At 38.7% G+C, this 20,878-nt stretch carries 19 protein-coding genes; 12 read left to right on the forward strand and 7 right to left on the reverse strand.

Annotated features, from left to right (window positions below):
- Positions 1 to 12 precede the first annotated feature (12 nt).
- The 4 genes from NGC85_RS09780 to ychF all read left to right on the forward strand — a co-directional run bounded on the left by NGC85_RS09780 (position 13) and on the right by ychF (position 3,756).
- The gene (locus NGC85_RS09780; RefSeq protein ID WP_254730654.1) at positions 13 to 843 is read left to right on the forward strand and encodes a MetQ/NlpA family ABC transporter substrate-binding protein; all 831 of its coding nucleotides are present in this window, start codon (positions 13 to 15) and stop codon (positions 841 to 843) included.
- A gap of 11 nt (positions 844 to 854) precedes the next feature.
- Positions 855 to 1,925, forward strand: coding sequence for a methionine ABC transporter ATP-binding protein (locus NGC85_RS09785; protein ID WP_254805586.1), 1,071 nt, complete (start codon positions 855 to 857; stop codon positions 1,923 to 1,925).
- The gene (locus tag NGC85_RS09790; protein WP_005062303.1) at positions 1,906 to 2,565 is read left to right on the forward strand and encodes a methionine ABC transporter permease; all 660 of its coding nucleotides are present in this window, start codon (positions 1,906 to 1,908) and stop codon (positions 2,563 to 2,565) included. The genes NGC85_RS09785 and NGC85_RS09790 overlap by 20 nt, the downstream gene beginning before the upstream one ends.
- A gap of 99 nt (positions 2,566 to 2,664) precedes the next feature.
- Positions 2,665 to 3,756, forward strand: coding sequence for a redox-regulated ATPase YchF (gene ychF, locus NGC85_RS09795; protein ID WP_125501745.1), 1,092 nt, complete (start codon positions 2,665 to 2,667; stop codon positions 3,754 to 3,756).
- Positions 3,757 to 3,842: 86 nt separating this feature from the next.
- Here the strand turns inward: ychF and NGC85_RS09800 are convergent, their stop codons facing one another.
- Together NGC85_RS09800 and NGC85_RS09805 are read right to left on the reverse strand one after the other, a co-directional pair.
- On the reverse strand, positions 3,843 to 4,412 hold the full coding sequence (locus NGC85_RS09800; protein ID WP_254730657.1) for a hypothetical protein: 570 nt from the start codon (positions 4,410 to 4,412) through the stop codon (positions 3,843 to 3,845).
- 129 nt (positions 4,413 to 4,541) lie between these two features.
- On the reverse strand, positions 4,542 to 5,075 hold the full coding sequence (locus tag NGC85_RS09805; protein ID WP_254730660.1) for a DUF962 domain-containing protein: 534 nt from the start codon (positions 5,073 to 5,075) through the stop codon (positions 4,542 to 4,544).
- Positions 5,076 to 5,181: 106 nt separating this feature from the next.
- Here NGC85_RS09805 and NGC85_RS09810 point away from each other — a divergent pair, with 106 nt between their 5' ends.
- Entirely contained in the window at positions 5,182 to 5,886 is a 705-nt protein-coding gene (locus NGC85_RS09810; RefSeq protein ID WP_254730663.1) for a Crp/Fnr family transcriptional regulator, read from the forward strand.
- A gap of 93 nt (positions 5,887 to 5,979) precedes the next feature.
- Here NGC85_RS09810 and NGC85_RS09815 read toward each other — a convergent pair whose 3' ends face one another.
- The 3 genes from NGC85_RS09815 to NGC85_RS09825 all read right to left on the reverse strand — a co-directional run bounded on the left by NGC85_RS09815 (position 5,980) and on the right by NGC85_RS09825 (position 8,646).
- The gene (locus NGC85_RS09815) at positions 5,980 to 7,110 is read right to left on the reverse strand and encodes a CNNM domain-containing protein (protein ID WP_254730666.1); all 1,131 of its coding nucleotides are present in this window, start codon (positions 7,108 to 7,110) and stop codon (positions 5,980 to 5,982) included.
- A gap of 138 nt (positions 7,111 to 7,248) precedes the next feature.
- Positions 7,249 to 7,713, reverse strand: a complete 465-nt coding sequence (locus tag NGC85_RS09820) for a hypothetical protein (RefSeq protein ID WP_254730669.1) — start codon at positions 7,711 to 7,713, stop codon at positions 7,249 to 7,251.
- A gap of 186 nt (positions 7,714 to 7,899) precedes the next feature.
- A complete protein-coding gene (locus tag NGC85_RS09825) occupies positions 7,900 to 8,646 on the reverse strand; it encodes an IS5 family transposase (protein ID WP_254730381.1) in 747 nt (248 codons plus the stop codon).
- A 96-nt stretch (positions 8,647 to 8,742) separates the two neighbouring features.
- Between NGC85_RS09825 and NGC85_RS09830 the strand changes: the two genes are divergently transcribed.
- The 4 genes from NGC85_RS09830 to dapC all read left to right on the forward strand — a co-directional run bounded on the left by NGC85_RS09830 (position 8,743) and on the right by dapC (position 14,406).
- A complete protein-coding gene (locus NGC85_RS09830) occupies positions 8,743 to 9,132 on the forward strand; it encodes a tautomerase family protein (RefSeq protein ID WP_169111068.1) in 390 nt (129 codons plus the stop codon).
- 120 nt (positions 9,133 to 9,252) lie between these two features.
- Positions 9,253 to 10,470: a formate-dependent phosphoribosylglycinamide formyltransferase gene (gene purT, locus NGC85_RS09835; RefSeq protein ID WP_254805587.1), complete on the forward strand. Its 1,218-nt coding sequence runs from the start codon at positions 9,253 to 9,255 to the stop codon at positions 10,468 to 10,470.
- A 24-nt stretch (positions 10,471 to 10,494) separates the two neighbouring features.
- Complete coding sequence (gene glnD, locus NGC85_RS09840) at positions 10,495 to 13,161, forward strand: [protein-PII] uridylyltransferase (RefSeq protein ID WP_254730672.1); 2,667 nt, start codon at positions 10,495 to 10,497, stop codon at positions 13,159 to 13,161.
- A gap of 75 nt (positions 13,162 to 13,236) precedes the next feature.
- The gene (gene dapC, locus NGC85_RS09845) at positions 13,237 to 14,406 is read left to right on the forward strand and encodes a succinyldiaminopimelate transaminase (protein ID WP_254730674.1); all 1,170 of its coding nucleotides are present in this window, start codon (positions 13,237 to 13,239) and stop codon (positions 14,404 to 14,406) included.
- Between the two features lie 49 nt (positions 14,407 to 14,455).
- Here the strand turns inward: dapC and NGC85_RS09850 are convergent, their stop codons facing one another.
- Positions 14,456 to 15,073 (reverse strand): LysE family translocator, encoded by a 618-nt coding sequence (locus NGC85_RS09850; protein WP_254730677.1) that lies wholly within the window; start codon positions 15,071 to 15,073, stop codon positions 14,456 to 14,458.
- A gap of 150 nt (positions 15,074 to 15,223) precedes the next feature.
- On the opposite strand from NGC85_RS09850, the gene NGC85_RS09855 reads away from it, so the two are divergent.
- The 3 genes from NGC85_RS09855 (at position 15,224) to NGC85_RS09865 (ending at position 20,158) form a co-directional block, all read left to right on the forward strand.
- Positions 15,224 to 15,676 carry an Lrp/AsnC family transcriptional regulator gene (locus tag NGC85_RS09855; protein WP_254730680.1) on the forward strand — a complete coding sequence of 151 codons (453 nt, stop codon included), beginning with the start codon at positions 15,224 to 15,226 and terminating at the stop codon, positions 15,674 to 15,676.
- A 149-nt stretch (positions 15,677 to 15,825) separates the two neighbouring features.
- Positions 15,826 to 17,016, forward strand: a complete 1,191-nt coding sequence (locus NGC85_RS09860; protein ID WP_254730683.1) for an efflux RND transporter periplasmic adaptor subunit — start codon at positions 15,826 to 15,828, stop codon at positions 17,014 to 17,016.
- Between the two features lies 1 nt (position 17,017).
- Entirely contained in the window at positions 17,018 to 20,158 is a 3,141-nt protein-coding gene (locus tag NGC85_RS09865) for an efflux RND transporter permease subunit (RefSeq protein ID WP_254730686.1), read from the forward strand.
- Positions 20,159 to 20,210: 52 nt separating this feature from the next.
- Here NGC85_RS09865 and NGC85_RS09870 read toward each other — a convergent pair whose 3' ends face one another.
- A complete protein-coding gene (locus tag NGC85_RS09870; protein ID WP_254730690.1) occupies positions 20,211 to 20,834 on the reverse strand; it encodes a LysE family translocator in 624 nt (207 codons plus the stop codon).
- Between the last annotated feature and the right edge of the window lie 44 nt (positions 20,835 to 20,878).

The raw sequence follows: 20,878 nt of genomic DNA on the forward strand, positions 1-20,878 counted from the left end.
TTGGAGAAATATATGGCTCAAACAGCCTCTAAAAAATGGCTTGGTATTGGCCTTGTCTTCGTTGTTGCGATTATTGCCTTATTGATTTGGAATAAACAAAGACAGAACCATAGCAGTGAACTGATGATTGGGATTAGTCCGTCTTTTGCACATCCGCTACAAGTCGCTGCGGATGAAGCCAAACAGCAGGGTTTAAATGTCAAACTGGTGGAGTTTTCCGATTGGAATACGCCGAACATTACCTTAAATCATGGTGACATTGATGCGAACTTTTTCCAGCATCAGCCCTTCTTGGATAATGCGATTAAGGAAACAGGGTTTAAATTAAAATCCTTTGCTGCAGGCGCGGCTTCGCATGTCGGACTTTATTCGAAAAAATATAAAAGCTTTGATGAACTCCCAAATGGCGCAACTGTTGCCATTCCCAATGATCCCGTGAATCAAGGTCGTGCACTACTGCTTTTACAACAAGCTAAGCTGATTGAACTGAAAGACAGCAATAATCACCTTTCTGCACTGAAAGACATTACTGCAAATCCGAAGAACTTGAAATTTACCGAAGTTGAAGGCCCACAAACTGCACGTGCCATTGATGATGTTGATTTAGCTTTTGGCTATCCACATTACTTACGCTTGGCCAAAACGGCTGATCCTGAAAGTGCCTTATTGTTTGATGACAATACCAATAAGCGTTATGCGATCTTATTTGTGGTGCGTGATGATTATCAGGATAAAGACAACAAACTACAGAAGTTTGTCGAAATTTATCAAAACTCACCGAAAGTTAAAGCAGCCTTGAATAGCGATTTCGGTCCAACGTTGTGGTTCCCAGGTTGGAAATAAGGAGAACGATGATGGTGAGTTTTGGTTCACAGGTCGATTTTTCAGTCCCGCATCTGAAAATACGTGGTTTGAATAAGTTTTATGATGTACAGGGCCAACGCTTACATGCATTAAAAGACATTAATGTGGATATTCCTAAAGCACAGATTGTCGGGATTATCGGAAAAAGTGGTGCAGGTAAATCCTCCCTGCTGCGTACCTTAAATGGTCTGGAGTCAATTGATACAGGCAGTATTTTGATTCATCAGCAAAATATTGCTGAACTCAGTCATGCCGAGTTGATTAAAACTCGGCAGAAAATTGGCATGATTTTTCAACATTTTAATTTGATGTCTGCCAAAACGGTGTGGGAAAACGTGGCTTTACCGCTCCGTATTGCGGGTTATGACAAAGCTGAGATCGAACAACGGGTCAGTGATGTCTTGACGCTGGTTGGCTTAGCAGCAAAGCGAAATGATTACCCTGCTCAACTTTCTGGTGGACAAAAACAACGTGTCGGTATAGCTCGGGCCTTGGTTTCTCAGCCTGAAATTCTGCTCTGTGACGAAGCTACCTCGGCACTCGACCCTGAGAGTACCGCCAATATCCTCGCTTTGTTAAAACAGATCAATCGAGACTTGGGTTTAACCATTGTCTTGATCACGCATGAAATGCAGGTTATACAGGAAATCTGCGATCAAGTGCTGGTGATTGATCATGGTGAAATCATCGAGTCTGGGCAAGTCTGGTCGGTATTTTCCGATCCAAAACAACAGATCACACGGGAATTACTCAATTTTGAACAAGTGAATTTACCTTTTGAACTGAGTCAAACCATTCTGCCCCAAAGTACACATCAGATCTTAAAACTGAAATATGTCAGTGAATCGAAATCGGTACCTGATTTATACGAACTATTGGATGGCTTTAATCGCCCCGTTCAAATCTACCACAGCCAAATTAATAGCATTCAGCAACGAACCATTGGCTCATTGATTATCGGGGTTCCCTCTTCGGAATTTGATTTAACTCACACCCACTTTGAAAAACATCCTGCAATAACACAACTTGAGGTGGTCGGTTATGTACAATCAACTCATTGATCTGTTACTCACAGGTACGACCGATACTTTAATCATGGTCGGTGTTTCAGCGATTCTGGCCTTTTTGATTGGTCTGCCGATTGCTTTGATTTTGGTCAGTACCGCAGATTTTGGGATTTACCCATCCAAGAAAATTAATCAGCCTTTGGGCTGGGTCATTAACATCACTCGATCCGTGCCCTTCCTGATTTTAATGGTGGCTTTGATTCCATTTACCCGTTGGATCGTCGGCACCAGCTATGGGGTCTTGGCCGCGATTGTGCCCTTAACCATCGCCGCGATTCCGTTCTTTGCCCGTATTGCCGAAGTCAGCCTACGTGAAGTCGATCAAGGTCTGATTGAAGCAGCACAAGCAATGGGCTGTAATCGTAAACAGATTCTTTGGCATGTGTTACTCCCTGAAGCCTTGCCGGGTATTGTCGCAGGTTTTACCGTGACCATTGTGACCATGATCAGTTCCTCTGCCATCGCAGGTGCGATTGGTGCAGGTGGTTTGGGCGATATCGCCTATCGCTACGGCTATCAACGTTTTGATATGCAAGTGATGCTGGCGGTAATTTTAGTGCTGATTGTCTTGGTGATGTTGGTACAAGTCACAGGTGATAATATTGCCAAACAACTGGATAAACGCAAAGTTTAAGTCCGAAATAAAAATCCGCACGCGCCATGACCTGACTTTGTCATGGCTTTCATGTAAAATCAGCAGCAATTTTTAAATAACACATTTGTGAGTGGTTTCATGGGTTTTAATTGCGGTATTGTTGGTCTGCCAAACGTAGGTAAATCTACATTATTTAATGCATTAACAAAGGCAGCAATTGCTGCTGAAAACTTTCCGTTCTGTACCATTGAACCAAACACAGGCATTGTCCCTGTTCCAGATCCACGTTTAGACAAACTTACAGCAATTGTTAAACCACAACGTGTTATTCCAACTACGATGGAATTCGTTGATATCGCAGGTTTGGTTGCTGGTGCATCTAAAGGTGAAGGCTTGGGTAACCAATTCCTTGCTAACATCCGTGAAACAGATGCAATTGCACATGTGGTTCGTTGTTTCGAAGATGAAAATGTGATTCATGTAAATGGTAAAATTGACCCATTAGATGACATCGCGACCATTAACACTGAACTTGCACTTGCTGATCTTGATACTGTTGCAAAAGCATTACTACGCTTAACTAAAGCAGCAAAAGGTGGCGATAAAGAAGCAATCGCAACCAAAGCAGCACTAGAAAAAATCCAACCTTTACTCGATGAAGGCAAACCAGCTCGTGCCGCTGACCTTTCTGATGACGAACGTAAAGCAGTTCGCGGTTTTGGTTTAATGACACTTAAACCAACCATGTATATTGCCAACGTTGCAGAAGATGGTTTTGAAAACAACCCACATCTTGACGCAGTAAAAAAACTTGCTGCTGAAGAAAATGCAATCGTTGTACCGCTTTGCAACCAAATCGAAGCTGAAATTTCATTATTAGAAGATGAAGATCGCGCTGAATTCTTGGAAGCAATGGGTATGGAAGAACCTGGTCTAAACGTGGTGATTCGTGCAGGTTATAGCTTACTTGGCTTACAAACGTACTTTACTGCTGGCGTACAGGAAGTTCGTGCTTGGACAGTTAAAGTGGGTGCGACTGCGCCACAAGCAGCTGGTGTGATTCATACCGACTTCGAAAAAGGCTTTATCCGTGCTGAATGTATTGCGTACGATGACTTTATTCAATACAACGGTGAAAACGGCGCTAAAGAAGCAGGAAAATGGCGTTTAGAGGGTAAAACCTATGTCGTTCAAGACGGTGATGTTCTTCACTTCCGCTTCAACGTATAAATCAAAGTTTTGATTTCCAAACCGCCAATTTGATCTGATTGGCGGTTTTTTTATTTTTTAATTACCACTGAAATTAAAAAAACAACTTATAACAATAACTTTTTCAATTGTTGCGTGACATGCAATCTCGCTTTTTTCTGCTTAAAAATAGTTGGGATATGTAATAAAAAGAATGAATGTCGATATTGTTTATGGTCTCTCAATTTTTTATTTAGATAATGATATAAATCTAAAGCAGCCTCACGATGAAATGCCCATAAAACCTGCTCTTTATACGTCACAGTGTAATAAGCATCATTCGGCCAATTTAATAGATGCTTTTGTCGATAATTACATGATTCACAAACGATTCCTCCACGACTTTGTCTGGAATAAAGTGAATGCCAAACTGTTGCGGCATAGTCTTTAGGTAGATCTTGAATTTGCTCAATCGGAATTGATAAATTTGGATAATAAAATGCCGCATGCCAATAACCACCGCAACTATCCTGAAAGCGCTCATATTCAAAATCAGCATGTTGTTGGAAATACTCGATATCTTTCTTGAGTGTTATCTTGGCTATTCTTGCAAATTCGAAATGAGCTTTACCCATACAAGAAGGACATTTAATTTCTAACTTTTTAGGTAAAGACCAATATTCATAAATTCCTGTCATATTCTTTTTAATCGTAAATCATCAAACTAAACTGAAAATAAGCTTAGCAATTAGGTCACACTTTTAGAATCATTATATGTAAAAGCCAAGTAATTATGAACTTGGCTTTATTAAGTTGAAATAAATCAATTAAGACACTGTTTGCGTTTTCATATCCATTTCCGCACGTTTCATTTGAGCTTCTTTTAAAATACGTTGATGTAATGGCTTGCGGAATCCGAGTAAGAAGATGAACTCTGCTAACACGAATAGAGGGCCGATTGCTAAACCTACTAAATCATCAACAAATGCGGGTTTTTTCTTCTCAAAATAATGCCCAATAAATTGAAACACCCAACCTACAACAAAAATACCAATACTCATACCTAACCAACTCCACATCGGCAATGCAGCTATTTTGATTGCAAGTGGATATGCTGCAACGAATATAATCAGCATTAGAATTCCAAATAGCTTATCCAGCGAAATGTAGTAAATCGTACTTAATAGAATCAGTATGGATGCCAAAGTCACTGAAACGCCTGAAATTTCCACACCAGCACGAGCGCTTAAACATAAAATAGAAAAAACAATTAAAGGAATCCCTATAAAATGGGTCAAAATATTATTTCGATCTAAGTGATAAGCCGCATATTGACTCAGTAGACGCTCCAAATTTGTCATTTCTCATTCCTCAGATTATTTCTATATGTTATTAATCTATAAGAAAACAAAAGATGAAGTTGTCATTTAGCTGACAAATGGATTTATATTTGAGAAAGGAAATGCTGTGTTAGACTCTATTTATATCCACCATTTGCAGCAAAATTCTTGGTTTAGCCATCTTGAGGAACCTTTTCAGCAATTTGTTGTTGAGCACGGCAAAAAACTCGTCATAGAAAAAAATGCCGCTGTATTCCATGCTCAGGATCAATTTAATGGTGTATATGGTGTGCTTGAAGGTTCGATTAGCTTGGGTTACATCGATGTCAATGGCAATGAGGCCATTGCTGCAATTGCTGAGCCAATCATGTGGTTTGGCGAAATTTCTCTAATCGATCAGCAACCACGCTCGCATGATGCGATAGCACTAAAAAAAAGCGTTGTTCTGCAAATCCCAGCAGAACCACTGAAAGATTTTTTGTTAAAAAATCCTTATTACTGGTATTTCTTTGCCTTACTTACCAGTCAAAAACTTCGCTATGTCTTTTTAGAGCAAATTGCGATTCAAACTCAAAGTATTAGTCAGCGTCTTGCTCAACGCTTGTTATTTATATTGGAAGGTTACGGCAACCGCTCGTCTATTCAAGATCTAAATATTCAAATCTCACAAGATCAACTTGCCAATATGCTGACAGTCTCTAGGCAAACTGTAAATCAAGAATTGAATGCTTTCGAAAAACAAGGAATTATTCAATTAGGCTTTAAAAGAATACAGGTTATTGATTTAAAAAAATTAAAAGTTTTATCTACAAAAGGTACTTTAATGGATTAAAACCTGTGTAATCTAAATATTGTTCAAAAGATGATTACACAGGCGAAAGTGATATAACCCGATGCCAATTATGTATTAGCACTGATTAAAAAACTATTTGAAAGGCGATTCTAAATGAATACCCATTTTTTCAACTCGCTTTTCCCAAAGTTGTCTTGCTAATTTCTGCATATCTTCAACTTTGTCACCTTCATCAAGGATTTCAATTCCTAAAAGTGTTTCAACAACATCTTCAAGAGTTACGACACCTTTGGTATCGCCATATTCGCCAACCACCAATGCAATATGCTGTCGCTGCTCCAATAATATTTCCATTAATTTAGAAAGTGGTGTTTTAGCCATAACGGTAATGAGTTCTCTTCGGAAATCATTAATCGAATTTCCACCTTTACCTTGGTTTTTCGCAACAAGTAAATCTTCACGTAAAACAAAGCCAACTATATGATCTAGATCATCGGCATAAATAGGTAAACGTGAGAAATTAGAGATCGTTGACGTCGATAATGCTTCATCAATTGTTATATCTTTTTGCAAGGCAGATAAAACAATTCTCGGGGTCATCACCGTACTGGCATCAAAAGACTTGAACAAAAAAAGATTTCTAATAATTTTAGATTCTCGATCATTCAGCATACCTTCTTCTTTCCCTATCCCAGCCATCGCTACAAACTCATCGCGACTAAATTGCTGTGCTTTTTTATTGCCAGAAATGAGTTTAGTTAATTTCTCAGAGACAATAATTAAGGGATACATCGACTTGATTAATAAGTTAACGTAAACACCTGTGAAAGAAGCCAACTGACGCCAGTATACTGCTCCAAGTGTTTTGGGAATAATCTCTGAAAGGAATAGGATTAATAGCGTCATGACTGCGGAAAACACACCGAACCATGCATGGCCAAATACTGAAGTTGCTTTGGCACCAGCTCCAATCGCACCGACGGTATGTGCAATGGTATTTACAGTAAGAATTGCTGCTAATGACTGATCAATGTTGTCTTCTTTTAAACGTCTTAATCGTTCAGCTTTTTTAGGGTTAGTTTCTTTTAAACCCGCAATATAACTTGGAGTAATACTTAGTAAAGTTGCCTCGGCAATCGAACAGAGGAACGAAAAAAACAAGGCTAAAATAACATACAAAAATAAAAGTAAAGCGTCACCAGTGAGGGCTGAAGCTAGAGAAAATTGACCAAAAGTTTCTGAAATTAAACTGGGAATATCCATATGAGAACTTGGCTTTTAACCATAGAACCTTACATAATTGAGGAAATTTATCCTACGTTTTCTGGATAATTGGTGTCAATCAATTATCCAGATTATCCTCTTTATTTCATTACAATTTATAATTTTAACCGCTCAGATTCATTTTGGTGAGGTATTGCCTAATGCAGGATTATCAATTGCATCCTTACATTGCGCTTTATCACGTTCATAATCAGCTTGTTTTTGAGTAGACACATTAGCATTGTCTTTTACATCTCTCGCCCATGTATCTAAGCTTGTGAGTGCTTTACGACATAGCGCATATTTGCCTTCTGTGACTGAGTCAGTCATTTTGACATTAATTCGCCAGTCAGTACTGAGTTGACGTAGCGGTTTTCTCACCTTCTCTTCAATTTCAGTTGTCTGTTTATTATAAACAATCGGATCAATGTCATTAATCAACTTCCATGCTGCATTCGCATAAGTTGTAGCATCATTATTGAGTTTTGGCGCAGCTTTGATTTCTACTTTTTCCTTTGGATCATTGCTTGAATTACCACAAGCTGGCAGTAGAAACGCGCTGCATAGCATGATAGCGGCAACACGAGTGTTGAGATTAGACATATTAAAGCGCCAATGAAACCTTTGGTGCTTATGCTAGTCAATTTGCGAATAATTCTCAATCATTGTTATATATTTTTGATGTTGAGCACACCATAATTTAGCCTAATTAGTTTTAATTAGAGATAAACCAAAATATTTTAATAGAAGCCAATTTAAGTTTTTATTTTATTAGGGTGTGTTGACATTTCATAGCGGTAGCCAAATAAATATACAGGCTAAAGCAACTGAATTTTCGTAGTTCCGCTTTAGCTTGTCATAACGTGTTGCAATTCCCCTAAATTGCTTGAGTCTAGCAAAGGTATTCTCCACTAAGTGCCTGATTTTATATAAGTGCCAGTCCATATAATCATTGTTCGATCGTGTATTGGATTTCTTTGGAATATTTGCTTTAGTCGCTGTTTTTTCTATCTGCTCTCTCAATAATTCTGAGTCATATCCTTTATCTGCACAAAGCACATCGGTATCTTTTAAATCAATGCTATCGACTAATGCAGGTGCAACACTCACATCATGGGTGGTGCCATCATGAATGAGAAATTGGATTGGGTTCCCATTTGAATCCACAGCTAAATGGATTTTAGTACTGTTTCCACCGATGCTTCTTGAAATAGCTTGATCCTTGAGTCCTGTAGCATGTTGATGTGCTCGAATATGGCTAGCATCAATAAACACCCATTCTAGATCAGCATGTTTTGATAATAATTTAAATATTTTTAGTAGCTTATTATCTTTAGACCACCTGGTGAATCGTTTAAATATGGTGTTGGACTTACCAAAAGATTCAGGTAAATCTCGCCAAGGACAACCTGTTCTAATTCTATAGAGAATGGCTTCAATAAAATTTCGAAGATTATGTTTGAGGTAGATCCCCAAATTGTGGACAATAGATTTCAGCTTTAACCAGTGTTGATCATTCAGCATTGTACGAGTCATAGCGAGGAGTAAATTTGGTTTGGCGATTGAATTTTACTTTCTCGCTATTTTTTTGCACAGCAAATGTCAACAGACCCTAAGGGAAATAAATTATTTATGTCACAAATTAAGATTTATGCATTAGAAAAAACAATTGTGGAATTTAGAAATCTCCTTTCAAATGCCATTCACCAAGCCTTAGTTGAAAGTTTAAATTATCCTGTAGAAAAGAAATTTCAGCGTTTCATTGGTTTGGCTCATGATGATTTTATTTATCCTGAGGATAGAAGTGAAAATTACATAATCATTGAAATTTCAATGTTTGAAGGAAGAACAAATGAAGCAAAAAAACGCCTGATTCAAACTATATTTTCTAATATTCAACAGCAATGTGGAATTTCACTACAAGACATTGAAATCACTATTTTTGAGACACCTAAAAGCAATTGGGGTATCCGTGGACAAAATGCCGACGAATTACAATTAAATTATCAGGTGAATGTCTAAACAGAAAGTCTTGCTGCATAGTGCTGTTTTTTGTCTAACAAAAACCATGTTTTTTGTCTCATTTTGACTTAATTCCTTAAAAAGTTCTGCTATGCTTAAATGCAAATTACTCAGGATAGGATTATTCGCATGAGCGTCACTCTAGGAACTCCACTTCAATCTTCTGCATTTAAGGTTTTACTGTTAGGTTCTGGAGAACTTGGTAAAGAAGTCGTGATTTCTTTACAGCGCTTAGGAGTAGAAGTTCATGCTGCTGATCGTTATGATCATGCGCCTGCAATGCAAGTAGCGCATTATTCATATACATTAAATATGGCTGATCCTGTTGAATTAAAACAACTCATTGAAGAAATTAAACCGAATCTTATCGTTCCTGAAATTGAAGCAATTGCGACAGAAGTTTTAGTTGAAATCGAACAAGCTCAAACAGCTATAGTTATCCCATCTGCAAAAGCAGTGAACTTAACAATGAACCGCGAAGGAATTCGTCGTTTAGCTGCCGAAGAACTTGGTCTACCTACTTCTGCATATCGCTTTGCAAATACTTTAGAAAGTTTCCGCGCAGCTTGTGATGACATTGGTTATCCAAACTTTGTAAAACCTGTGATGTCATCTTCGGGTAAAGGTCAATCACGTGTAAAAAGCTTTAGTGAAGTTGATGCTGCTTGGGAATACGCGATGCAAGGCGGTCGTGTCAATCAAGGTACGGTGATTGTTGAATCTCAAATTGATTTTGATTTTGAAATTACCTTGTTAACAGTACGTGCAAAAAATCCTGAAACAGGTGAAATCGAAACACATTTCTGCGATCCGATTGGACATCGTCAAGATGCAGGTGACTATGTTGAAAGTTGGCAGCCACAACCAATGACAGCAACGGCGTTACAGGAAGCAAAACGTATTGCAAATAAAGCAACAACTGCATTAGGCGGCTGTGGTATCTTTGGTGTAGAGTTATTTATTAAAGGCGATAAAGTGTGGTTCAGCGAAGTATCACCTCGCCCACATGATACTGGCTTAGTCACTTTAGCGTCTCAATTCCAAAGTGAATTTGAATTACACGCTCGTGCAATTTTAGGCTTACCTGTCAATACACAACGCCATAGTGTGGCTGCCAGTGCGGTGATTTATGCGGGTGTTGATGCGAATAATTTAAGCTTTACTGGCTTAAATCTTGCTTTAGCAAACCCAAATACAGATTTACGTTTATTTGGTAAACCAGAAGGATTTAAACGCCGTCGTATGGGTGTTGCAACTGCTCGTGCCGAAACAACAGAACTCGCTCGTGAGTTGGCACAACAAGCTGCTGACCAAGTGAGCGTACAAACTAACTCTTAACCTAAATTGAGTAGACCCATTTTCATGATCAATACATCTCCATTGTTGAACTACGTTACCAGCCATCATGATATTCAAGCTATTAATCAATGGCGTACTGATGTAGAAAAACAATTGCAAGAGAGTTATGAAAATGGGCAAACTATTCGTGAAGTCATTAAAGCGCGATCTAACTCAATTGATGAAGCACTGATTTTTTTATGGAATCATGCTGAGTTAAATAAAACACAATTGGGTTTATTTGCTGTAGGAGGATATGGTCGCCGTGAAATGCTACCGTATTCCGATACAGATATTATGATTTTGTCTGAAGATGAAATAAGCGAAGAACAAGAAAAACAGATTTCAATCTTTATATCTTCATTATGGGATGTTGGTAATTTCAAACCGGGAATTAGTGTCCGTACCATTCAGAACTGCGTCGAACAAGCAAGTAATGATCTTACCGTTGCAACGACACTCATCGAAGCGCGTTTAATTACGGGTAATGAGCAGCTTGCAAAATGGCCTCGTCGAATTGTTGCACAAACTTGGACAGATAAAACCTTCTACGATGCGAAAATGGCTGAACAAGCTAAACGCTATTTTCAACACAACAATACTGAAAGTAACTTAGAACCTGATATCAAAAATGCGCCGGGTGGTATCCGTGATATCAATCAAATTGGCTGGATTGCGAAACGTCATTTCCGCGTAAATCGTATTTATGATTTGGTTCATTTAGGCTTTATTACTGAGTTTGAACTGGGTGTTCTTGAAGAAGCTGAAAGCTTTTTATGGGAAATCAGAACCCATTTACATCGACTGGCGAAGCGCGATGAAAATCGCCTACTCTTCGAATATCAAAGAGATATCGCTGCAAAATTTGGTTATGTCCGTGAAGAAGGTCAACCTGTTAATTTTGCCGTTGAACAGTTCATGAAGCGCTACTATAGAACGGCACAACAAGTTTCAACGCTGAATGAAATGCTACTTGCCTATTTCAATGAGTCTGTAATTACACCTCGTTTAACAGATTATGAACGTGAAATTATCGATATTAATGAACGCTTCAAGATAGTAGATGGCAAATTAGCCGTACAACACCATAAAGTGTTCGCAGAAGAACCAAGTGCAATTTTAGAATTATTTTATTTACTGGCGAATCGCGCCGAAATTACAGGGATTCGCGCACGTACTTTACGCTTACTTGTTCTTGCTGCTAAACGTATTGATCAACGTTTTAGAGATAATCCAGAACATCAAGCTTTGTTCATGTCGATTATACGTTCACCGCATCGCTTGTATGACACAATGGTTTCGATGAAACGTTATGGTGTATTGGGTAATTATATTCCTGCTTTTGGACAAATCACAGGATTGATGCAGTACGATTTATTCCATATTTATACTGTAGACGCACATACCCTATTACTGCTACGTAATTTAAGTCGTTTTAAAGAACCTGAGTTTGCAAAAGAATTTCCTGTTGTAAGTTCAGTTTTTCAACGAATTACTCGACATGACATCGTATTTCTTGCAGCAATTTTTCATGATATTGCCAAGGGCCGTGGCGGTGATCATAGTGAGCTTGGTGCACTTGATGCGATTGAGTTCTGCCGAACGCATGGATTTACCGAACGGGAATGCAAATTAGTCGCATGGTTGATTAACAATCATCTACTCATGTCTCTCACAGCACAGAAAAAAGATATTTCTGATCCTGATGAAGTGAAAGAGTTTGCTGAAAAAGTCGGTGATATGGAGCATTTAGATTATCTCTATACGCTGACTGTGGCAGATATTAATGCGACCAATCCAAAACTTTGGAATACTTGGCGCGCTTCGCTTATGCGTCAGCTTTATACATATTCGCGTGATGTGATTCGTTCAGGATTGGGTCGTCCTGTGGATTACCAAATGCTAATCGAAGATACCAAGTTTGCAGCGAGTGAGTTATTGGTCAATGATTTCTCGTTAGTTGATGTTGAAAAAGTCTGGCAAGAACTAGGCGATGAGTATTTTGTTAAAGAATCTGCGAATGAAATTGCATGGCATACTCAAGCAATCTTAAAACACGGCGATAATCCTGAGCCATTGGTTTTACTTCGTGCACATCGAAATGCAGCAGAAGATGCTGTTCAGATCTTTATTTATACACGCGATCAGCCGAACTTGTTTGCAACCACAGTTGCTGTGTTAGACCGCATGAATCTTGATGTGCAAGATGCAAGAATTATTACAGCATCTACTGCTTTTAGCTTAGATACTTATTTAGTGCTTGATCGTTTTGGAACTTTACTTACCGACCCTGATCGAGAGCGCAAAGTAAAAGCAGCATTAGTCGATGCACTCAGCCATTCAGATCAATATCCAGGTATTATGCAGCGTCGTATTCCACGACATTTACGCCACTTTGATGTGCAAAATACCGTTGATATCGTACTGAATCCGACCTTACAACAGCATATGGTTGAGATTTCAACCCTCGACCAACCTGGGCTACTGGCTCGAATCGGTGGTTTATTTATGCTACAAGGTCTAGACATTCATTCAGCAAGAATTGCAACGCTCGGTGAGCGCGCAGAAGATATTTTCTTTGTTACCAAGAAAAATGGCATTTTATTGACAAATGAAGAAGTGAAAATTTTCGCTGAAACGCTAAAATCAGCCTTAGATGAAGCCTCAAACCAAATTTGTAATCCATCCTAACCTTTTAAGTTCCCTAAGATACGATTATGTTTATATCTCAGGGAACTTGTTAATCTTATTTCGGTACTTGTTTAAATGAACTCTAGCTTGTCTTTATTGCATCCCTATCCTTTTGAAAAGTTAAATCAACTTTTTAAAGATGTGCAACCAGCCAATTTACCGTTAATTCCCTTATCAATAGGTGAACCTAAACACCCTGCACCAGAGTTTGTAAAACAAGCACTTTTTGATAATTTCGCTCACCTTTCTACCTATCCCAATAGTAAAGGCTTACCTGAGCTGCGCCAAAGTATTGCACAATGGCTCACCAGTCGCTTCAAGCTGAATCAAATTAGTGCAGAAGATCATATTCTGCCTGTTTCTGGTACACGTGAAGGTATTTTCTCTTTTGTACAGGCTTTGGTTAAGCGTGAAGATGCACCTTATGTGGTGATGCCAAATCCGTTTTATCAGATTTATGAAGGTGCAGCCTTGCTTGCAGGTGCAAAACCCTATTTCATTAACTGTACTGAAGAAAATGGTTACTTAGGTGATTTTGACGCTGTACCTGCCGAAGTTTGGGAAAAAACAGCATTATTATTTGTTTGTACACCCGGTAATCCAACAGGAACGGTGCTATCGAAAGAACAATTTAAAAAACTGATTGCTCTCTCCGACCAATACGGTTTCGTGATTGCATCTGATGAATGTTATTCCGAACTTTGGTTTGACCAAGCACCAATCGGCCTATTAGAAGTCTGTGCTGAAATAGGTCGTGATGATTATAAAAATTGCATCGTATTCCATTCACTTTCTAAACGTTCAAACCTACCGGGTCTACGTTCTGGTTTTGTTGCAGGCGATGCGGCTTTACTAAAACCATATCTGCAATACCGTACTTACCACGGCGCTGCAATGCCTGTTCAAAATCAATTGGCTTCAATTGCAGCATGGAATGATGAAGCACATGTTGAAGAAAACCGTCAGCAATACCGTGCTAAATTTGACTTGTTTCAATCAGAACTCGGTCATTTATTGCCATTACAAAAACCAGATGCAGGTTTCTATTATTGGCTAAAAGTAGATAATGATGAGACTTTTGCCAAAATGTTAATGGAAAAAGCCAATATCAAAGTATTACCTGGTCGTTATTTGTCCCGTGATACTGAGCAAGGTAATCCGGGCGAAGGTCATGTCAGAATGGCATTGGTTGCTAACTTAGCGCAATGTGAAGAAGTCGTTAAACGACTTAAATCAATTCTTTAATGTTATCTAATCTTGGAGTCTATATTTTTATAGATTCCAAGATTAACGTCTACATTTGCCCCATCAACAGAATAAAACCTATTCCCATCATCAGAGTAGCAGAAATTCGACTTACTACTTTCACTGCGCTTGGTCGAGTCGCTAACAATTTTTTAGCAGCAATTCCAACCAACACATACACCACTGCACAACTCAGTAAATGAATCATCCCCAATAAAATAATCTGTGTTGTCGGTGAAAATGCCATGTGCGGATGAATAAACGGTGGCAATAGAGCAAAAAATAACAGCAACACTTTAGGATTTAATCCGCTAATCCCTACACCTTTAATGAGCCAAGAGCGTGCAGAATCAATTGATTGTATGGCATCAGTCTCATTTGAGATGGTTGCAGGGCGTAGAAAAAGATTAATGCCCATCCATAATAAATAACAGGCTCCCAAAATGGTCATCACAGTTAATAAAATCGGATAATGTTGAACAAGTACACCAACCCCTGCCGCAACACACAAAATAGCAATTAAATGCCCTATTACTAATCCACTAACAGCAGTAAATACAAACTGCCCTTTTATTCCTGCAAGAATAGCGTAAGCCCAATCTGCACCAGGCGTGAGTACAAATAAGATCGACACACACCAAAATGCAAAAATTACACTCAGTTCCATTATCAAAGCCTTCTCAACATTTAATCGGTTTCTTCAACTCAATTTTTTCAACCAAATGGTGAAGATTATTTGCAAAGAATATGCTTAAATGCTGAAAATGTTATTCTAAATACTTCTATAAATTTAAAAGCATGAGGGAGATTCTTCTAAATGGATCGGATTGATAAGAAAATAATTGCTGAACTACAAGCAAATGGGCGATTATCTATCACTGAACTGGCTGAAAAAGTAGGTCTAAGTTTATCTCCATGCCATCGTCGAGTAAAAGCTTTGGAAGAATCAGGTGTGATCAAAGGCTATCATGCAGATTTAGAAGCTTCTAAAATTGGCTTAAATTTTTCAGCAATTATTTTCGTTACTTTAAAAGATGGTGATAAGAGCGCCCTATCTAGTTTCGAAGAGAAAGTTACTGAGATTTCGAATGTGATTCAAGCACAGCGTTTATTTGGAAATCCTGATTACCTTCTTCATGTAGTCGCTAAAGACCTTGCAAGTTTTCAGAAGCTTTATGATGATAGCCTCTCTGCTTTACCCAATGTTCAACGTCTTACATCAACGATTGTGATGAAAAATGTGGTAATCAATCGTTTACTTCCCCTATAAAATTACAGATTTGATTGTTGTATCAACCTAACGTTAATCAACTTGTTTATGCATTTATTTTTGAATGAATTCATCTGTCTGTTTACTATTGACCATCTGTTGAAATCTTCGTCTATACTTAGACATCAAAATTTAGTGACTATGGAAAGATGGATTCTCAAACTTCCCAAAATTCAAAGAACAAGGTTTGGTTAATTTCAGTAATTGTAATTGTGGTTTTTGTTGTTGCACTTTTAATTTGGAAATCTGGATCGGATAAAAAAACCAATCAGAGTGAAAAACAGCGAAAAACAGATCAGAGCGTGCAGAAAGCCGCTTTAACGGTAACAGTCATTCGACCTGAACAGCAAAATTGGCAGCAGACCTTTACTGCCAATGGCAATATCGCAGCATGGCAAGAAGTCGTTATTGGTAGCGAATTATCAGGTCAGCGCTTAACCAAAGTAAATGTCAATGTCGGTGATCAAGTTAAGCGCGGTCAAGTTTTAGCAGAAATTAATAGCGAAACAATTCGTGCAGATCTCGCAGCAGCAAGAGCAAGCTATGCAGAAGCACAAGCTGTACTTACTGATGCGATCACTAATAATAAACGTATTCAACAATTAAAAAATACAGGTGCAATTTCTGCACAAGAAGCAACTCAATATCAGACTTCTCAAGCAACCGCACAAGCACGCCTTGATGCAGCTAAAGCACAAATAGAAAGCAATCAATTACGTTTATCTCAAACACAAGTCGTATCACCTGACCACGGTGTTATTTCAGCTCGTACCGCTACCGTAGGTTCTTTGGCGCAAACAGGTCAAGAATTATTTCGCCTTATAAGAGATCAGCGTTTGGAGTGGCGAGCTGAAGTTACCACGACTGATTTGTATAAACTTCAACAAGGCATGACAGCGCATATCATTTCACCCGATCCAGCTCAACCCGCTGTGACTGGTAAAGTACGAATGATTGCACCTGTGATTGATCCACAAACACGATATGGGCTTGTGTATGTTGATATTCCGACAACACAAGCATTACGTATGGGAATGTTTGTCAAAGGTGAATTTGATTTAGGTCAAAAACTTGCGCTCACTATTCCACAAACAGCTTTGTTATTACGCGATGGTTTTTCATATGTTTTTATTTTGGATAATAAAAATCGTGTGAGTCAGCAAAAAGTACAGGTTGGGCGTCGTCTGGGTGATCGTGTTGAAATTTTAGATTTAAATCCTAATGTAAAAGTCGTTTCATCAGGTACGGGATTTCTTACAGATGGCGACCTTGTGACTGTTGCTAAAGCGATTCCAGAAACACCTCTTAGCAAGCAACTCGTAAACATACAGGAGAAATAAAATGAATTTCTCCGCTTGGTCTATTCGTAATCCTATTCCTGGAATTTTATTATTTATTATGCTCGGCTTGGCAGGATTACTTTGTTTTCACTGGATGAAAATACAACAGTTTCCTGATATTGAATTACCCATGGTCACTGTAACTGCGGCTTTACCTGGTGCTGCACCTCCCCAATTGGAGACTGAAGTTGCCCGTAAAATTGAGAATTCAATTGCGACATTACAAGGATTAAGAAATCAATATACCAATATTCAAGATGGTGTAGTCACCGTTACAGCCGAGTTTCAGCTTGAAAAACCTTTGCAAGAAGCCGTAGATGATGTCCGAAATGCGGTATCACAGGTTCGCTCAGACTTACCCGCTGATTTACGAGATCCAATTGTAAGTAAAATAAACCTTTCAGGCTCTCCTATTCTGACCTATACCATTCAATCACCAAAAATGGATGAAGAAGCATTGTCATGGTTTGTAGACTACGATATTGCTCGCGCCATGTTACAAGTAAAGGGCGTTGGCGCTGTGGCACGTGTTGGTGGTGTAACACGACAAGTCGAAGTCGAACTCGATCCTGAAAAATTATTAGCACTTAATGCAACAGCAACCGACATTACCCGTCAACTTCGTTTAGTCCAACAAGATGCTTCAGGTGGTCAAACTAAAATTGGCGGTAGTGAACAATCAATTCGTACAATCGCAACTGTAAAAACAGCTAATGAAATTGGTGCGATGGAAATCGCTCTAAGTGGTGGTCGCCATATTCGCCTAGACCAAGTCGCGAATATTCGTGATGGCATTGCTGAAAGACGTTCTGCGGCATTACTCAATGGTCAGCCTGTGATTGGTTTTGAAATTACCAGAAGTAAAGGTGAAAGTGAGGTTGATGTTGAAAAAGGTGTGGTTGAAGCCTTAGATAAGCTTAAAGCAGCCCATCCTGATATAAAAATCACAGAAGCATTTAACTTTGTAAAACCTGTCGTTGATAATTATAAAGGATCAATGTCTCTTCTTTACGAAGGAGCGATTTTAGCAATCTTAGTGGTTTGGTTATTTTTACGTGATTGGCGAGCAACGATTATCGCAGCCACTGCTCTGCCATTATCTATTTTACCAGCTTTAATTGGTATGTATTACTTTGGCTTCACCCTCAATACAGTCACACTTTTAGCAATGTCACTGGTGGTCGGTATTCTAGTCGATGATGCTATTGTTGAGATTGAAAATATTATTCGGCATTTAAGAATGGGTAAAACACCCTATGAAGCCGCGATGGAAGCAGCAGATGAAATTGGCTTAGCTGTTATCGCAACGACCTTTACACTGATTGCTGTATTTTTACCAACTGCTTTTATGAGTGGGATCGCAGGTAAGTTCTTTGTTCAATTTGGTTGGACAGCTGCACTGGCAATCTTTGCATCGCTCTTAGTTGCACGTTTGCTTACCCCAATGATGTCAGCCTACATACTTAAACCTTGGGTGGGTAAAGTTGAGGCACAAAATGAAACCTCTCAAAATCAAGCTATTCATGATCAAGGGACTTCTTCCTTAGCCAAAGATCGTTCGAGCGATGGCAAAGTGATGCGCAGTTACATGCGTTTAGTGACGTGGTGTTTAAATCATCGTTGGATTACATTATTCGGCGCAATTGCATTTTTTATCGGCTCAGTAATGCTGATTCCATTACTACCCACTGGTTTTGTCCCTCCACCAGATACAGGGCAAACTCAAGTTCGATTAGAGCTTACGCCTGGCTCACAATTTTCTGATACGTTAAAAACTGCCGAATACGCACGTAGCTTAATTAAGGATCATCCTGAAATTAAGAGTATCTATACAACGATCGGTGGTGGTGCTGCGGGTACAGACCCATTTTCTGGTGGGGCATCTAGTGAACCACGCAAAGCAACTTTAACCATCCAAACCTCTGAACGTTCAGATCGTAGTGCAAGCTTGCAAACGATTGAAGAAGAAATTCGTCAAAAATTAGCACCTCTTCCTGGTGCACGTATTCAAGTTGGATTAGCTGGAAATAATAGCCAGTATCAATTAGCACTCTCTGGTGATGATCCCGAAGCCCTTATGGACACGGCACGAAAACTTGAACGCGAGCTACGTACTATTCCTAACATTGGAAGCATTACCTCAAGTGCGGCATTAATTCGTCCTGAATTGGTGATTCGTCCTGATTTTGCAAAGGCCGCTGATCTTGGTGTCACAACTTACGATATTGCAGAGACTTTACGTATCGCAACTGCGGGTGATTTTGATCAAAACCTTGCCAAATTGAACTTATCGCAACGACAAGTACCTGTGGTGATTAAACTTCCACTTGCAGCGCGTCAAGATCAAGATTTAATGAAAAGATTAATGATTAAAGGTAGTCGTGGCCCCGTGATGTTAGGCACGATTGCTGAAGTGAATATTGAAAGTGGTCCATCGCAAATCGATCGCTTCAATCGCTTACGTAATATTAATTTTAATATTGAATTGAATAATCAGCCTTTAGGTGACGTGGCAGCCAAAGTCGATCAATTACCTACCATGAAAAACTTACCACCAACAGTAAAACGCACCAATATTGGTGATGCAGAAGTCATGCAGGAACTGTTCTCAAGTTTTGGCTTAGCTATGCTTACGGGTGTGCTTTGTATTTACGTTGTACTCGTTCTTTTATTCAAAGACTTTTTACAACCGATTACTATTTTGGTTGCTTTACCATTATCACTTGGTGGTGCATTCGTTTTATTACTTTTAGCTAAAAGTAGCTTCTCGATGCCGAGTTTAATCGGCCTAATCATGCTGATGGGTATTGCCAGTAAAAACTCAATTCTACTGGTTGACTATGCGATCATTGCCCGAAACGAAAAGCATTACTCTCGTTTCAATGCATTATTGGATGCATGCCATAAACGCGCGCGCCCCATTATCATGACTACATTGGCAATGGGCGCAGGTATGCTGCCAATCGCTCTCGGTATTGGAACAGACCCAAGTTTTCGTGCGCCGATGGCAATTTCAGTGATTGGTGGGCTGATTACCAGTACATTCTTATCGTTATTGGTTATTCCAGTGGTATATACCTTTATTGATGATATAAATCGTAAGATACGCTTTAGAAAAACTGAGCCTCAATCTAGTAATTAATTTTCATCGCTCAAATTAAAAAAAGACGATCATATGATCGTCTTTTTTATTTCTAAGACATAATCAGTACGATCATAAAAAATATAAAACTGATTCCAGCTAAAAAATAAACATGATGAAAATGGCGCTTTAACCAAGATAAGTAAACATTTGAGCTTAGAAAGCTAACAATTGCTACATTCCAAAACAGCACTAAAGCAACCATCCAAATGCACAACAAGATATTTTGAATAAAATTATATTTAGGGTAAATCAGGATAACTAAAACGGTATAAAACATCAGATTTTTAACGTTAAGCAAACTGGAAAGCAAACCCAACCCGAAATACCTCAAGTCACTCGACTTCCGCATTTTTTTAATCTTATCATCAGATATATCTTGTACTGTTTGAGCCGAAAAGGCAGAGCGTAAACATTGAAAAGCCAAATAAGCAAAATATATTATCCCCAACCATTTCAAAAAAATAATCAGATCAGTATCCACTTGCCCTAGTAGATATAAACTGAGATAGATCAACATCAAGATAATTGCATTTCCAACAGCAATACCTGAACACGTATATTTTGCTGATGTTTTACCTTTTTCAATTACTGTTTTTAAGATTAAAAAGAAATCTGCACCTGGTGAGAGTAATGCAATAAAATGAGTAATTGCAATTGTTATAAAAAACTCCATACATCTTTCTCCACGTCAATGGAGCAAGCTTAAAAAAGCCATCA

It is taken from the genome of Acinetobacter sp. Z1 (genome assembly GCF_024296945.1).
Lineage (GTDB): Bacteria > Pseudomonadota > Gammaproteobacteria > Pseudomonadales > Moraxellaceae > Acinetobacter > Acinetobacter beijerinckii.